The 14,296-nt window shown below is 65.8% G+C and carries 16 protein-coding genes; 7 read left to right on the forward strand and 9 right to left on the reverse strand.

Going from position 1 to position 14,296, the window contains the following annotated elements; genetic code table 11:
- Positions 1-7: 7 nt before the first annotated feature.
- From AC3WMA_RS10695 to AC3WMA_RS10715, 5 genes are all read right to left on the reverse strand, one after another.
- Positions 8-1,456 (reverse strand): aspartate aminotransferase family protein, encoded by a 1,449-nt coding sequence (locus AC3WMA_RS10695; RefSeq protein WP_492285342.1) that lies wholly within the window; start codon positions 1,454-1,456, stop codon positions 8-10.
- The gene (locus tag AC3WMA_RS10700; protein ID WP_492285343.1) at positions 1,453-2,457 is read right to left on the reverse strand and encodes an NAD-dependent epimerase/dehydratase family protein; all 1,005 of its coding nucleotides are present in this window, start codon (positions 2,455-2,457) and stop codon (positions 1,453-1,455) included. Before AC3WMA_RS10700 ends, AC3WMA_RS10695 begins: the two co-directional genes overlap by 4 nt.
- Before the next feature lie 4 nt (positions 2,458-2,461).
- A complete protein-coding gene (locus tag AC3WMA_RS10705; RefSeq protein WP_492285344.1) occupies positions 2,462-2,584 on the reverse strand; it encodes a hypothetical protein in 123 nt (40 codons plus the stop codon).
- Between the two features lie 8 nt (positions 2,585-2,592).
- The gene (locus AC3WMA_RS10710) at positions 2,593-2,961 is read right to left on the reverse strand and encodes a DMT family transporter (RefSeq protein ID WP_377841245.1); all 369 of its coding nucleotides are present in this window, start codon (positions 2,959-2,961) and stop codon (positions 2,593-2,595) included.
- Between the two features lie 152 nt (positions 2,962-3,113).
- Positions 3,114-4,433: a DUF3422 family protein gene (locus AC3WMA_RS10715; RefSeq protein ID WP_492285345.1), complete on the reverse strand. Its 1,320-nt coding sequence runs from the start codon at positions 4,431-4,433 to the stop codon at positions 3,114-3,116.
- 147 nt (positions 4,434-4,580) lie between these two features.
- Between AC3WMA_RS10715 and AC3WMA_RS10720 the strand changes: the two genes are divergently transcribed.
- From AC3WMA_RS10720 to AC3WMA_RS10730, 3 genes are all read left to right on the forward strand, one after another.
- The gene (locus AC3WMA_RS10720; RefSeq protein ID WP_492285346.1) at positions 4,581-5,216 is read left to right on the forward strand and encodes a hypothetical protein; all 636 of its coding nucleotides are present in this window, start codon (positions 4,581-4,583) and stop codon (positions 5,214-5,216) included.
- A gap of 288 nt (positions 5,217-5,504) precedes the next feature.
- A complete protein-coding gene (locus AC3WMA_RS10725) occupies positions 5,505-6,452 on the forward strand; it encodes an ABC transporter ATP-binding protein (RefSeq protein ID WP_492286089.1) in 948 nt (315 codons plus the stop codon).
- An 8-nt stretch (positions 6,453-6,460) separates the two neighbouring features.
- Positions 6,461-7,222 carry an ABC transporter permease gene (locus tag AC3WMA_RS10730; protein WP_492286090.1) on the forward strand — a complete coding sequence of 254 codons (762 nt, stop codon included), beginning with the start codon at positions 6,461-6,463 and terminating at the stop codon, positions 7,220-7,222.
- 25 nt (positions 7,223-7,247) lie between these two features.
- On the opposite strand, the gene AC3WMA_RS10735 is transcribed toward AC3WMA_RS10730, so the two are convergent.
- Both AC3WMA_RS10735 and AC3WMA_RS10740 read right to left on the reverse strand, forming a co-directional pair.
- Positions 7,248-8,099, reverse strand: a complete 852-nt coding sequence (locus AC3WMA_RS10735) for a class I SAM-dependent methyltransferase (RefSeq protein WP_492285347.1) — start codon at positions 8,097-8,099, stop codon at positions 7,248-7,250.
- Between the two features lie 21 nt (positions 8,100-8,120).
- Positions 8,121-9,482, reverse strand: a complete 1,362-nt coding sequence (locus AC3WMA_RS10740; protein WP_492285348.1) for an APC family permease — start codon at positions 9,480-9,482, stop codon at positions 8,121-8,123.
- A 196-nt stretch (positions 9,483-9,678) separates the two neighbouring features.
- Here AC3WMA_RS10740 and AC3WMA_RS10745 point away from each other — a divergent pair, with 196 nt between their 5' ends.
- Positions 9,679-11,298, forward strand: a complete 1,620-nt coding sequence (locus AC3WMA_RS10745; protein ID WP_492285349.1) for a peptide chain release factor 3 — start codon at positions 9,679-9,681, stop codon at positions 11,296-11,298.
- A 121-nt stretch (positions 11,299-11,419) separates the two neighbouring features.
- Here the strand turns inward: AC3WMA_RS10745 and AC3WMA_RS10750 are convergent, their stop codons facing one another.
- Positions 11,420-11,896: an Lrp/AsnC family transcriptional regulator gene (locus AC3WMA_RS10750; protein ID WP_492285350.1), complete on the reverse strand. Its 477-nt coding sequence runs from the start codon at positions 11,894-11,896 to the stop codon at positions 11,420-11,422.
- A 178-nt stretch (positions 11,897-12,074) separates the two neighbouring features.
- Here AC3WMA_RS10750 and AC3WMA_RS10755 point away from each other — a divergent pair, with 178 nt between their 5' ends.
- The 3 genes from AC3WMA_RS10755 (at position 12,075) to AC3WMA_RS10765 (ending at position 13,921) form a co-directional block, all read left to right on the forward strand.
- Positions 12,075-12,596, forward strand: coding sequence for a cysteine dioxygenase (locus AC3WMA_RS10755; protein WP_492285351.1), 522 nt, complete (start codon positions 12,075-12,077; stop codon positions 12,594-12,596).
- Between the two features lie 76 nt (positions 12,597-12,672).
- Positions 12,673-13,263, forward strand: a complete 591-nt coding sequence (locus AC3WMA_RS10760) for a glycoside hydrolase family 19 protein (protein ID WP_492285352.1) — start codon at positions 12,673-12,675, stop codon at positions 13,261-13,263.
- A 148-nt stretch (positions 13,264-13,411) separates the two neighbouring features.
- On the forward strand, positions 13,412-13,921 hold the full coding sequence (locus AC3WMA_RS10765) for a TspO/MBR family protein (protein ID WP_492285353.1): 510 nt from the start codon (positions 13,412-13,414) through the stop codon (positions 13,919-13,921).
- On the opposite strand, the gene AC3WMA_RS10770 is transcribed toward AC3WMA_RS10765, so the two are convergent.
- Complete coding sequence (locus AC3WMA_RS10770) at positions 13,918-14,292, reverse strand: response regulator (protein WP_492285354.1); 375 nt, start codon at positions 14,290-14,292, stop codon at positions 13,918-13,920. The genes AC3WMA_RS10765 and AC3WMA_RS10770 overlap by 4 nt on opposite strands.
- Between the last annotated feature and the right edge of the window lie 4 nt (positions 14,293-14,296).

Consider the following 14,296-nt stretch of genomic DNA (forward strand, 5'->3'; position numbering starts at 1 on the left):
GAACCGGTCAGCCCTTGCCGACCGCGACCTTGCGCAGGTAGCCGGTGACGATGCCGGTAACGCCGCCCGACAGCACAGCCTCGAAGGCCGCGAGGAACTGGTCGCACTGCTCGCGCGTGACGATCAATGGCGGCTCCAGCCGGATGACGTTGCGGTTGTACTCGGTGAAGGCGACGAGCACGTCGTGCTCCTTCAGAAGCAGCGCACCGACGAAGCCGCAGAGCGAGCCCTTCAGCTTGTCGTCGAGCAGCGCGACCATGTGCTTCAGCCCGAAGGGCATGGTCTCGCTGATGTCCTGGAACTCGACGCCGATCATCAGGCCGCGCCCGCGGATCTCCTTGAGCAGGGTCGGGTACTTGGCGCGCAGGCCGTTCAGCTTCTCGATCAGGTAGTCGCCCTGGCGCTGGGCATTGCCCATCAGGTCCTCGTCATAGAGGACGTTGAGGGCCTCGATCGACGAGACGCAGGCCTCGCCCATGCCACCGAAAGTCGCCTGCGCGTGGATCAGCGCGCTCTTCGGCTTGCCATAGGCCTTCATGTAGATCTCGCGCCGCGCGATCATCGCGCCCATCGCCGCCTTCGAGCCGCCGAGCGCCTTGGCGAGCGCGGTGACATCAGGCACCACGCCGTCGCGCTCGAAGGCGAAGAACTGGCCGGTGCGGCCGAGCCCGCACTGCACCTCGTCGGCGACCCAGAGCACGCCATGCTTGTCGCAGAGCGCGCGCAACTCCCGCCAGAAACCCTCGGGCGCCTCGACGATGCCGCCGCCGCCCTGGATCGTCTCCATCACGACGATGCCGATCGAGGGATCGCTCTCCAGCGCCTGCCGGACGGCGTTGATGTCGCCGAAGGGCACCTTGACCCGGTTCTCGACCAGCTTGAACTGCGACTGGTAGAGCGTCGAATCCGTGACCGAGAGCACGCCCTTGGTCTTGCCGTGGAACGAGTTCGCGGCGTGCAGAATCTTAGACTTCTCCGGGCCCTGCGCCTGTTCGGCGACCTTCAGCGCCGCCTCCATCGCCTCCGAGCCGGTCGAGCCGAGGAAGACCATGTCGAGATCGCCCGGCGCGATGGTCGCGAGGTTCTTCGCCAGCGCCGAGGCATATTGCGACATGAAAGCCATGCAGATCTCATGGCGGTTCTCGTCCTGGAACTTCTGCCGGGCCGCGACGATGCGCGGATGGTTGTGGCCGAAGGCGACCGAGCAGAAGCCGCCGAAGAAATCGAGGATCTTGCGGCCGTCCTTGGTGATGTAATGCATCCCCTCGGCGCGATCGACGAGGATCTTGTCGAAGCCGAGCAGCTTCAGGAAGTGAAGCTGGCCGGGGTTGATGTGGTTGGCGAAGAGCTCCTTCACCTGTGCGGCGTCGAGCTGCTTGGCGGCTTCCACGCTGATGAGCTGGGGCCGGGCATTCGTCACGGCTACGTCCTCGTTCTTGAAGGCGGGCATGCTCATGCTGCGAGGCTCCTCTCAGCCTGTTTCGGGCCGTCCTTGGCCTTGCGATATTCGGTGTAGGCGGCGAGCAGCATGTCCTCGTCGCGGTATTGCGGCGCCCAGCCGAGCTCGCGCTTGGCCTTGGAGGTGTCGAGGATGCAGATTTCGTCGGCGATCTTGTACTGCTCGGGGTCCATGATCGGCAGGTTGATCGCGTCCAGCGTATCGAGCGTCAGCTTCACCAGCGAGGCCGGCGTCGGCAGCAGGATCGACTTGGAACCTGCATGCTTGATCAGGTCGCCGAGCAGCTTGCGCACCGGCGGCGGATCGTCGGAGCCGAGGTTGTAGGCCTCGTTCGGGAAGCCCGCCTTCCAGGCCGCAACGCAGGCGCTGGCACAGTCGAAGACCGAGATGAACTGGTAGGGGTTCTTGCCCGAGCCGATCATCGGCACCGGCAGGTTCATGTCGATCAGCTTGAACAGCTTGACGAGAATGCCGAGCCGCCCCGGCCCGATGATCAGGCGCGGCCGGAAGATCGGGATGCGGAAGCCCTTGGCGCGGTACTCGTCGGCGAGGCGCTCGGTCGCGAGCTTGCTCTCGCCGTATTCGCCGAGCGGATGGGCCGGATGCGTCTCGTCCTGCGGCACCGTCACCGAATGGCCATAGATCATGTCGGTGGTGAAATGGACGAGCCGGTTGGCGCCGTTCTTCTCCATCCACGACAGGATGTTCTGCGTGCCGTGATAGTTCACCGGCCAGAAGAACTCGTGCCGCTCGGCCCGGGTCACGATCGGCGAGAGCATCTTGGCCGAGAGATTGTAGACGAGGTCTTCAGGCGAAAGCGGGATTGAGTCCACGCTCTCAGGCCGCGTCACGTCGACCGTCAGGAACGGCACCTTGGCATAATGCGCGTGGCCGCTCTGGTGGATATCGGCGACCAGAACCTCCTCACCCATGGCGGAGAGATCAGCCGCCAGATGCGAGCCGACGAAGCCGTCGCCGCCGATGATGATGTGCTTCATCGCGTCACCTCCGGTCGACGGGCAGGCGGGGATGACGGCTGCGCACCGGCACGGGCACCGGCTGCGGCGCCACCGGCGGCTCGAACAGGGCGCCGAGGCGCAGGAACAGGCGTACGATCAGGTCCATGATCTCCCTCAGCTTTGTGCAATGAAGATGGTGCCCAGCACGATGAAGCCGATGCCCGCGATGCGCATCGCGCTCAGATCCTCGTGGAAGACGAAATAGGCGTAAGCCGCGACCACGACATAGGCGAGGCTCAGGAACGGGTAGGCGTAGCTGATCTGCACCTTGGAGAGCACGATCAGGTGCGAGGCCATGCTGATCACGAAGGTGCACAGGCCCGCGAAGACGAAGGGGTTGAAGACGACGCGGAAGACCGTGGCGATCAGCCCGTCGCCGGCGACATCGAGCGAACCGACGCCGGTCATGCCACGCTTCAGCATCAATTGCGCGGCGGCGTTGGTCAGCACCGTGAACAGGATCAGGGGAAGATAGGTGTTCATCGTGGCGCTTGCCGGCTCCGCATGGCTTCGTCGCCACTGGGATGCAGCCGAAAATACTTCAAATGCCTTAGGGGCCGGCGCCGACTTGCTTCTAGCGTTAAGGCTCTGCTGACGGGATCGCAGAAAATCGCCCGCGCTTCTTCAGGCGTTGATCAGCTCTCGTGATGCCCGCGCCGGATACGCCTGACCGCCAGCCAGACGCCGGCCAGCGCCACCGGGACGAACAGGGCCATGGCGACGCCGGTATCCGGCATCGGCCAGCCGGCTTCCTTCGCGCCCTTGGCGAGATAGCCGAACAGGCTGACGACATAATAGGCGATGGCCGCGACCGACAGCCCCTCGACCGTATGCTGCAGCCGCAATTGCAATCGCGTCCGCTCGTTCATCGCGGCCAGAAGGTCACGGTTCTGCTGCTCCAGCGCGACATCCACGCGAGTGCGCAGCAGGTTCGAGGCGCGGCCCAGATTGCGCGAGAGATCGGCCAGGCGCCCGACCAGCATCTGGCAGGTCCGCATCGCCGGCGCCATCCTTCGCGACAGGAAGGCGGAGATCGTCGGCCAGACCTCATGCGGCTGCTCACCGATCGCGGCGAGCCTTTGCTGCACGATATCGCTATAGGCGCGGCTCGCGCCGAAGCGGTAGCCGGCGACGGTCGCCTCCGCCTGGAGCCTCGCCGCGAGCGCCGTCATCTCGTCGAGCAGCGCATTGTCGGCGGCGAGCCCGTCGGTCCGCGTCATCGTGTTGGCGATACGCACCAGCGCTTCCTCGGTCGACTTGACGAAGGGCGCGATGCGATAGGCCTCCGGCAGGCCGAGCAGGGCCAGCGTCCGGTAGGTCTCGATCTCCAGCAGGCGCTGCGCGAGCGCGCCCGTCTGCGCCGGCGTCAGCGAGCGATCCCGCACCAGGATGCGCACGAAGCCATCGGCACAGGCCCGGAAATCCGTCGCCGCCATGGCCGCGCCGCCATCGACCGAGACCACGGCGAGGCTGGAGGCATCGAACAGCCTGTCGAAAGCCTCGGTCGGCCGCTCGACGACGAGATGCAGGTCGACCGAGACCAGATGCGGCCCTGGCTGCGGCAATTCGAGCATCGGCTGCGGCAGCATCGTTGGCGGCGGCTCGAAGGGCTGGCCGCCATTCGCCGGCAACTCCCAGCTATAAGTGGTGAACTCGCTATGCTGCTCCCAGCGCAAACCGGTGTCGTTGAGCCGGACGCGGTGATGCTTCGCATCCTCCGATGGGCCGGCAACGCCGCGCTCGGCGCAGAAGCGCGCCAGCGCCGTGCGATCCGCCGCGGCCTGCTCGGCATCGGTCAGGAAGGCGAAATGCAGGACGCGGCTCGGCGTCGCCATCGGCGCGAAGGGACGCGCATGCACCTCGCCCAGAATCAGGCCGCGATCGGGATGCGCGACCAGCCGCGACGGCGCCGGCTGTGGCACCTGAATCGCATTCGCATGACGCGCATCTTCCATCGCCGCCCCCCGCCCTGGACGAAGCCAGCTTGCCTTAGGTCATCCCATGCGCCAACACGCTCCAGCGTCGCAGGGTCTAGCGCTGCTGCCATGGCCTGTCGTGCCGGCCCCGGATGCTGACGGCGATAAAGCTCGGCGAGCCCTCTCATGCCCCTTCCCAACCGCGTCAGACCCGATGGCACGCTCTTCGCCGATCCGGCGCGCGGCACCTTCTACGGCAATCGCGGCGGCCGCTTTCACGATCCCACGGCACATGAGGTGCCCAGCCGGATTCAGGCGACGCATCACTGGCTCTGCTGCGTTCTCTCGTTCAAGGGACGCAAGCGCAAGGTCTGGGGCCGCGGCTATACCGAGCTGTTCTTCTGCGACGAGGTGACGGCGCTCGCGGCAGGCCATCGCCCGTGCATGGAGTGCCGGCGGCCAGACGCGCTCGCCTATCGCGATGCGCTGGTGCGGGGCCTTGGCCTGCCCGAGACGCCGCTCTTTCCCGATCTCGACCGCATCCTGGATGCCGACCGCCGGGACGGCCGGATGAAGCGTACGCACCGGCTGGCCGCTGAACAATTGCCGGATGGAGCGATGCTGCGATCGGAGGACGGTGCAGCGTTCCTGGCGCTGCGCGGCGCGTCCGCCCTGCTCTGGTCGCCGGGTGGCTATGTCGCGCAGCAAAAGCGCCCGACCGGAACGGTGACCGTGCTCACGCCGCCCGCCACGCTGGCCGCACTGGAACAAGGCTACCGCCCGCAATGGCATCCGAGTGCAGAGGCGTTCGGCGCAGCCTGACGGCCCGCTGGCAGGAACTTTCTCCCTCCGAAAAACGTTGCCGCAGCATCATCGATCCAACGAGGGGCTGACACATGCGCTCGATCATTCTGTGGCTTGTAGGCGTTCCGATCCCGATCATCATCCTGTTGTGGTTCTTCATGAAGTAGCGTGCGGTTGCGTCGCGTGGAGAAGGCCGGGCCCTGCGCCCGGCCTTTTCGTTTCGCGGCGCTTCCCGCCATGAACTGACAGGCGATCATGCTTTCCCCGCATGACCCCGCCATCGCAACCACGCAACGGCTGCCCTATATGCCGCCCATGTCAGACACGTCCTCGCCGATCATCTCGGTCTCCGGCCTCTCGAAGACCTACGCCAGCGGCTTCAGCGCGCTGAAAGCGGTCGACCTCGCGATCAGGCGGGGCGAGATTTTCGCCCTGCTCGGCCCCAACGGCGCCGGCAAGACCACGCTGATCAGCATTATCTGCGGCCTCGTCCGGCCGAGCACCGGCACGGTCACGGCCGATGGCCACGACATCCTCACGGACTATCGCGCCGCCCGCGCGGCCATCGGCCTCGTCCCGCAGGAATTGACCACCGACGCCTTCGAGACGGTGTGGTCGACCGTGAATTTCAGCCGCGGGCTCTTCGGCAAGCCGCGCGACCCCGCCCTGATCGAGCGCATCCTGAAAGACCTCTCGCTGTGGGAGAAGAAGGACAGCCAGATCCGCATGCTCTCGGGCGGCATGAAGCGGCGCGTCATGATCGCCAAGGCACTCTCGCACGAGCCGCGCATCCTCTTCCTCGACGAGCCCACCGCCGGCGTCGATGTCGAGCTCCGGCAGGACATGTGGCGGATGGTGCGGCGGCTGCGTGACGAGGGCGTCACCATCATCCTGACGACGCATTACATAGAGGAAGCCGAGGAGATGGCCGACCGCGTCGGCGTCATCTCCAAGGGCGAGATCATCCTGGTCGAGGAGAAGGCCGAGCTGATGCGCAAGCTCGGCAAGAAGCAGCTTTCGCTCCAGCTCCAGCAGCCGATCGCGGCCGTGCCGGAAACACTCGCGAGCTTCGACCTCAGGCTCTCCGCCGCAGGCGACGAGATCGTCTACACCTACGATACCCAGGCCGAGCGCACCGGCATCACCACCTTGCTGCAAGGCCTCGCCGAGGCCGGCATCCGCTTCCGCGACCTCAGCACCAGCCAGAGCTCGCTCGAGGACATCTTCGTCAGCCTGGTCAAGGAGCGCCGCTGATGACCGGCTTGAACTTCCACGCCATCGCCGCGATCTATCGCTTCGAGATGGCCCGCACCTGGCGCACCCCGCTCCAGAGCATCGTCTCGCCCGTGCTCTCGACCTCGCTCTATTTCATCGTCTTCGGCGGCGCGATCGGCTCGCGCATGCAGTCGGTCGAGGGCGTGCCCTATGGCGCGTTCATCGTGCCCGGCCTGATCATGCTCTCGCTCCTGACGCAGAGCATCGCCAACGCCTCCTTCGCGATCTATTTCCCGAAATTCACCGGCACGATCTACGAACTGCTCTCCGCCCCCGTCGCCTGGTGGGAGGCGGTGATCGCCTATGTCGGCGCGGCCGCGACCAAATCGATCCTGCTCGGCCTGATCATCCTGCTGACCGCCGCCTTCTTCGTGCCGCTCAGGATCGAGCATCCCGTGATGATGCTATTCTTCCTCGTGCTGACGGCGACGACTTTCAGCCTGTTCGGCTTCATCATCGGCATCTGGGCCGACGGCTTCGAGAAATTGCAGGTCATCCCGCTCTTGATCGTGACGCCGCTGGCCTTCCTCGGCGGCTCCTTCTACTCGATCTCGATGCTGCCGCCGTTCTGGCAGACGGTGACGCTGTTCAACCCCGTCGTCTACCTGATCAGCGGCTTCCGCTGGAGCTTCTACGGGCTCGCCGATGTCAGCCTGGGTGTCAGCCTCGGCATGACCCTGTTCTTCCTCGTGGCCTGCATCGCGACCGTCGGCTGGATCTTCAAGACGGGCTACCGACTCAAGAACTGAGCCGGCAGTTCCGCCACGCGCTCCGTCAGCTGCTGGAGCGGGTCGCCTGCCAGTCCAGCTTGGCGCCGGCCGCCTCGCTGCTGCCGGTCATGCGGTCGTTGTCGACGCGCCCGGTATAGCTGCGCCCGCCGGCCATGAAGCTGATCTCGCCGCCCTTCATGCGCGCGTCCGAGATCGGCTGCGCCTTGCCGGCAACCGTCAGCGTCCCCGAGAGCTTCTGAAAACTCTGCGCCAGCTTCAGCTCGCCATCGCCGAGCCGCCACGTGCCCGCGACCTTGGCCGGGACGACCCAATGATAGGCCCGGCAATAGCTCGAGCAGTTATCGGCGACGACCGCGGTCTCGTCCGGCTCCCAGTCATCCATCATGAAGGTGTTGGAGACGACGCGAGTACCCGGCTTCATGTTGAGGATCGTCGGCCGCAGCTTGAGATTGAGCTCCGGCAGCAGGAACAGCGTCAGCACCGTCGCGTCGGAGAAATTCGTCTCGAAGATGTCGCCCTCGACGAAGCGCGCCTTGTCGGTCACGCCCTCGGCCTCCGCCGTGCGCTTCGACAGCGTCACGAGGTCCGGATTGTACTCGATGCCGAGCGCACGCACGCCGCGCTTAGCGGCCGAGATGACGGTGCGCCCGTCGCCCGAGCCGAGATCGATCAGGTAATCGTCCTTCGTCAGCTTGGCCATCTGGAACATACGATCGATCAGGACCTGCTGGGTCGGCACCCAGACGACATCCTTGCCGGGCTGGCCGGAGCGCGGCACATAGTCGGGGACCGCGCTCGGGTCCTTCGTCGCCTGGACGGGCTGGGCCTGGACGGCGAGCGGCGCCAGCAGGCCGATGGCGCAAGCGGCAGTGAGGATGCGAACGATCTTCATCATGTCTCTCCTGTCGAACGGTCGTTACTTGAGCGGGGCAGGTGCGGCATCTGCGGGCAAGGCGGTCTCGGGCTCCCGGCGGCGGAACAGCAGCAGCGGCAGGCCCGCCAGCACCACGGCGAGGCCGACGAGCGCGCCCTTGCCGGTATAGGCGAGGCTCGCATGCAGCATGTAGGCGCAAGCCAGGCAGAACAGGATCGGCGTCAGCGGATAGAGCGGCACCTTGAAGGGCAGCGTCCGCCCGGGCTCGCGCCAGCGCAGGATCGGGAGCGCGAGCCCCACCAGCAGCAGGAAGGCCCAGAACACCGGCGCGCTGTAATCGACCATCGCCTGGAAGCCGTCGCGGCTCGCTGCGCCAAGCCCGACCAGCAGCAGGGCGACCGCGCCTTGCAGCAGGAGGCCGTTGGCCGGCGCCCGCCCGCGCTCGTCCCATTCGCCGACGCGCGGCAGCAGCGTGAGGTCCCGCGCCATCGCGAAATAGACGCGCGCGCCGGTGAAGATCGTGGCGTTCAGGGTCGAGAGCGCGGCAACGACGATCGCGAGGCTGACGATCAGCGCGCCCGGCTCGCCCGCGACCCGCCGCATCATGTCGGCGGCAACGGCCTCCGAACGGCGCAACCCGTCGAGACCGAGGATCGCGAGCAGCGCCAGATTGGCGAGAACATAGATGGCGATCAGGATCAGCGTGCCGATCGTCAGCACCTTCACCATGTTGCGGGCGGGGTCCTTCAATTCGCCCGAGAGATAGGCAGCTTCCGACCAACCGCCATAGGTCAGCAGCACGAAGACCATGGCGAGCCCGATCGCGGCCGACGCCGGCGCGGGCGCAGCCGCCTGCGGCGGCGCCTCCCCGCCTCCGAACAGCCCGAGCAGGATGATCGCCCCGAGCGCGCCGACCTCGACGAAGGTCATGACGATCTGCATCCTCTTGCTCTGCGTCGTGCCGATGACGTTGAGCGCGGTCAGCGCGACGATGGAGAGCGCCGCATAGATCGCCGGTCCCATCGGCCCGATCGGCGCGATCTGCGCCGCGTAATCGCCAAGCACGAAGGCGACGGCCGCGATCGCGCCGGTCTGGATCACCGTCCCGCGCGCCCAGCCGAACAGCATCGCGACCGGCCGGCCATAGGCCCGGGTCAGGAAATGATACTCGCCGCCGGCATGGGGATGGGCGGCGGCGAGCTCGGCATAGCAGAGCGCACCGATCAGCGTGATGATGCCGCCCGCGACCCAGACGCCGATGAAGGCGGCTTCACTGCCGACATTGGCCGCGACGATCGCCGGTGTCTTGAAGATGCCGATACCGACGACGATGCCGACCATGATCGTCACGGCATCGAAAACGGACAGGGTCGGCTGCGGCTCGGCCTTCGCAGCTGCGGGCATTCAGTCCCCCTCGGCTGGCATGGAGTCGTACGACGGAAGTCGGATCGGAGAATGCGGCGGGAATGGCGGTTGTTCCGCTCACAAACCGGTCGGCAATGCTCACGGAACCGTGAGCAGGGCGTGATTGCGCGTGTTGCCCGGCGCGCAAGCCGAGAATGATTGACTTCCCCCGCCTCATCCTGTCTTCACACCGGCCATGACCGATCTTTCGACCCTTCAGGCCCCGGTGGCCGAGGCGCCGCATGCGCGCCGGCGCACCTTCGCCATCATCTCGCACCCGGACGCGGGCAAGACGACGCTGACCGAGAAGCTGCTCTATTTCGGCGGCGCCATTCAGCTCGCCGGTGAAGTCCGCGCCAAGCAGGGCCGCCGCCAGACCTCGTCGGACTGGATGAAGATCGAGCGCCAGCGCGGCATCTCGGTCGTCACCTCGGTGATGACCTTCGAATATGGCGGGCACGTCTTCAACCTGCTGGATACGCCCGGCCACGAAGACTTCTCGGAAGACACCTATCGCACGCTGACCGCCGTCGACGCCGCCGTCATGGTGATCGACGCCGCGAAGGGCATCGAGGACCGCACCAAGAAGCTGTTCGAGGTCTGCCGGCTCCGCGACATCCCGATCGTCACCTTCATCAACAAGGTCGACCGCGAGACGCGCGATCCCTTCGACCTGATCAACGAGATCGAGACGACGCTGGCGCTCGACGTCGCGCCGATGACCTGGCCGGTCGGCCGCGGCCGCGAATTCGTCGGCACCTACGACCTCAAGGCCAATACCTTCCGCCGCAACCAGAAGGGCGACGAGCGCGCCGAGGACCGCCAGGTCTCCGGCTGGGACGACCCGCTCTTCGACGAATTGCTGCCGCATGGCGCCGCCGAGACCTGGCGCGAGGAGGTCTTCCTCGCTGCCGAAGGCCTGAAGCCCTTCGACCTCCAGGCTTTCCGCGAGGGCCATCTCACGCCGCTCTATTTCGGCGCGGCCTTGCGCGACTACGGCGTGCGCGACCTGATCGATGCGCTGGGCGCCTATGCCCCGAGCCCGCGCGCCCAACTCGCCGACAAGCGCCCGATCGAGGCGGACGAGCCGAAGATGACCGGCTTCGTCTTCAAGATCCAGGCGAACATGGACCCGAACCATCGCGACCGCATCGCCTTCATGCGCATCTGCTCGGGCAAGCTGACCCGCGGCATGAAGGCCAAGCTCGTCCGCACCGGCAAGCCGATGCCGCTCAACGCGCCGCAATTCTTCTTCGCCCGCGACCGCTCGATCGCCGAGGAAGCCTTCGCCGGCGACATCGTCGGCCTGCCGAACCACGGCACCCTGCGCATCGGCGACACGCTGACCGAGGGCGAGGACATCGTCTTCAAGGGCGTGCCGAGCTTCGCCCCGGAAATCCTGCGCCGCGTCAAGCTCAAGGACGCGATGAAGGCCAAGAAGCTGCGCGAGGCCCTCCAACAGATGGCCGAGGAAGGCGTCGTCCAGCTCTTCCTGCCGCATGACGGCGCCCCCGCCATCGTCGGCGTCGTCGGCGCCCTCCAGCTCGACGTGCTCAAGGAGCGCATGGACGCGGAATATTCGCTCCCCGTCGATTTCGAGCCCTGCCAGTTCTCGATCGCCCGCTGGGTCTCCGCGGACGACAAGGTCGCGCTGGCAAAATTCGTCGGGCTCAAGCCCTCGGCCATGGCGGACGATCTCGACGGCGACCCGGTCTTCATGGCGTCCAGCCAGTTCACGCTGAAATACGATGCCGAGCGCGCGCCCGACATCACCTTCTCGGATGTGAAGGACTACCAGAAGGTCACGAAGGCCTGAGCGAAGGCTCCACCGTCATTCTCGGGCGAAGCATCGCGTCGACCCGGGAATCTCAGGCAGGAGAAGGCACCGGAGCCGTCGTGTCATGAGATGCTCGGATCAAGCCCGAGCATGACCCGCCTTATCCCTCCCCCGCGAAACCCAGCGGGATCGCCGAGGTCGATTTCAGCTCCTCCATCGCGAACATCGAGGTCACATCGCTGAGATCGATGCGCGAGATCAGCTTCTTGTAGAGCGCGTCATAGGCGGCGATATCGGAGACGCAGGCCTTGAGCAGGTAGTCGATCTCCCCGCTCATCCGGTAGAAATCGACGATCTCCGGCAGGTCCTGCACCGCCTGATGAAAGCGCTCCAGCCACTCCATCGAATGGCGCGCCGTCTTGACCGCGATGAAGACGGTGACGCCGGCCTTGAGCTTGGTGCGATCGAGCAGGGCGACGCGGCGCTTGATATAGCCGCCCTCCTCCAGCTTCTGCACCCGCCGCCAGCAGGGCGAGGACGATAGCCCCACCGCCTCGGCGAGTTCGGCAAGCGGCAGGCTCGCATCCTCCTGCAGGCGCGCCAGGATACGCAGGTCGAAAGCATCGAGCTTGGCCATGGCCTCTCGCTGAAAACAGAATCAACTTCCTTCCAGAGGAATGAAGCGAAGAAGAATCTCCACATATCATCGCATAAGGGGTATCACTTTCCAATTGGGGATGAAAATTCTCCAACTCCGCAAACCGCTGCCCCCATTCGCGCCCTATCATTTCCCAAGTGATCCAGAGGGGAACGGCATGCAGGGTTTTCTCAGCGAAGAGCGGCGTGGGGCCGTGCTGCGCAATCTGCGGACCGATGCCGGCACGATGACGCGCGATTACCTGAGCGCTGCCCGCGCGGTGCTACAGGAACTCGTCGCCATGCCCGACCTGATCCAGCACCTGCCGCTGGAGCGCAAGGCCGGCTGCTACAGCCGCAACCTGCTCGCCGGTGACGAGAACGTCAGCGTCTGGGCGATCGTCTGGGGCGAAGGCTCGATGACCTCGATCCACGACCATCATTGTTCCTGCTGCTTCAGCGTCGTCTCCGGCACCGTCACCGAGACCTGGTATCGCGCCATCGACGCCAATCGCGCCGTGCAGACCGAGGAACAGGAGCGCAAGCCGGGCTACGTCGCCTGCATGCTGCCCTCGGGCCCTAACATCCATCGCATGCGCAATTTCGGGCCGGGCGAGGCGATCTCGATCCATATCTATGGCTTCGATCACGAGGTGCACGCTTCCTCGATCGAGACCGAATACACCGCCGTCAGCGGCTGATCTCTTCGCGCCAGGCATTTTATCCCCGGCACCGCGGCAGCGGCGATGATGCCCTCCTTCTCGGGAGGGCATTTTCATGTCGATGCGCGCCATCGGAACCTGGATCGGTATCGACCACGCCCCCGAGCCGGGCCTGGCGGTCACCCGCGAGCGCCTGCTGCGCCTCGCACCCTCCGCCAATACCACGATCATCGCCGGCATCGCCGAACGCTTCGATGAGCTGGCCGATGACCACGCCATCGCGACACCGCGGCGCATCTGCCATTTCCTGGCGCAGGCCGCCCATGAAACCGACGGGTTCCGCACGCTCGAGGAATATGGCGGCCCCGCCTATTTCATCCGCTACGAAGGCCGCCGCGATCTCGGCAACCTCCAGGCCGGCGACGGCATTCGCTATCACGGCCGCGGCATCTTCCAGCTGACCGGCCGCTCGAATTACGGCCGCTTCGGACAACTTATCGGCATCGACCTGGAGGCGCAGCCGGAGCGGGCAAAGGAGCCTGAAACCTCGCTGCGCGTCGCTTTCGCTTATTGGACCGAACGCGCCATCAATGCTGCGGCCGATGCCGACGACATCGAGCGCGTGACCAAGCTGATCAACGGCGGTCGCAACGGGCTGGCCGAACGCAGGCGCTATCTGGAGAAGGCCAAGGGAATCTGGTTCTGAGAAACGTCCGTTCCCGCAGAATGAGCGAAACGGCGCCTCGTCAGAACGCTCTCCCGGAAAAGTTCCATGAGAAGCGGGAATGCTTGCTGCATGCGGCAAGCAAGCGCTTCACCTTGCGAGACGGGCCGCACCGCCCCATCATCGAATCATGACGACGCCTGCCGATATCCGGACCGACCATCGCCCGCCGCTCTGGGCGGCACTCGCCATAGCGATCCTACCGGTCGTGGCCGCCTCGATCGCCGGCAGCACTGTTACCGTCCCGCAGATTCCAACCTGGTATGCCGGGCTCGCCAAGCCGCCCTTCAACCCGCCGAACTGGATCTTCGCGCCGGTCTGGACCACGCTCTTCGCGTTGATGGCGTTGGGCGTTTTTCGCATCCTGCGCCTGCCAGTGGGCATCCCCGGCCGCCGGCGCGCGCTGCTGGTCTATCACCTGCAGCTTCTCTTCAATATCGGCTGGTCCTTCGCCTTCTTCGGCGCCAACAGCCCGGTCGCAGGCCTTGCGGTCATCCTGCCGCTGCTGGTCCTGATCGCAGCGACGATCGCAGCCTTCCGGCCGCTCGACCGGCTAGCCTCCAACCTGTTCTGGCCCTATCTCGCCTGGGTCGGCTTCGCGACGCTGCTCAACGCCTCGATCTGGTGGCTGAACCGCTAGCCGATCGAACGCTCGATCACCTTCAGCACGGTCGTCCGCAATTCCGCAATGGTGAAAGGCTTGGCCATCACCTCGGCGACGATCGACTCAAGGCTCTTGGCACGCTCGCGCTGCTCGGCATAGCCGGTCATCAGCATGATCGTCAGCTCCGGGAACTGCTGCTTGGCCGCGAGCGCCAGCGCGATCCCGTCCATCAGCGGCATGCGGATATCGGTCAGCAGCAGGTCGAAGCGGCCCTGCTCGGCTTCGAGGATATCGAGCGCCTCGGCGCCGTCGGATGCGGTCAGGCAGCTATGTCCGTCGAGGCCAAGGCCGCGCGCGACCAGCGTGCGCAGCGGCTCCTCGTCATCGACGACCAGAATACGCGACATGGAT

The sequence above is a fragment of the Allobosea sp. FW305-C-101 genome (genome assembly GCF_058783685.1).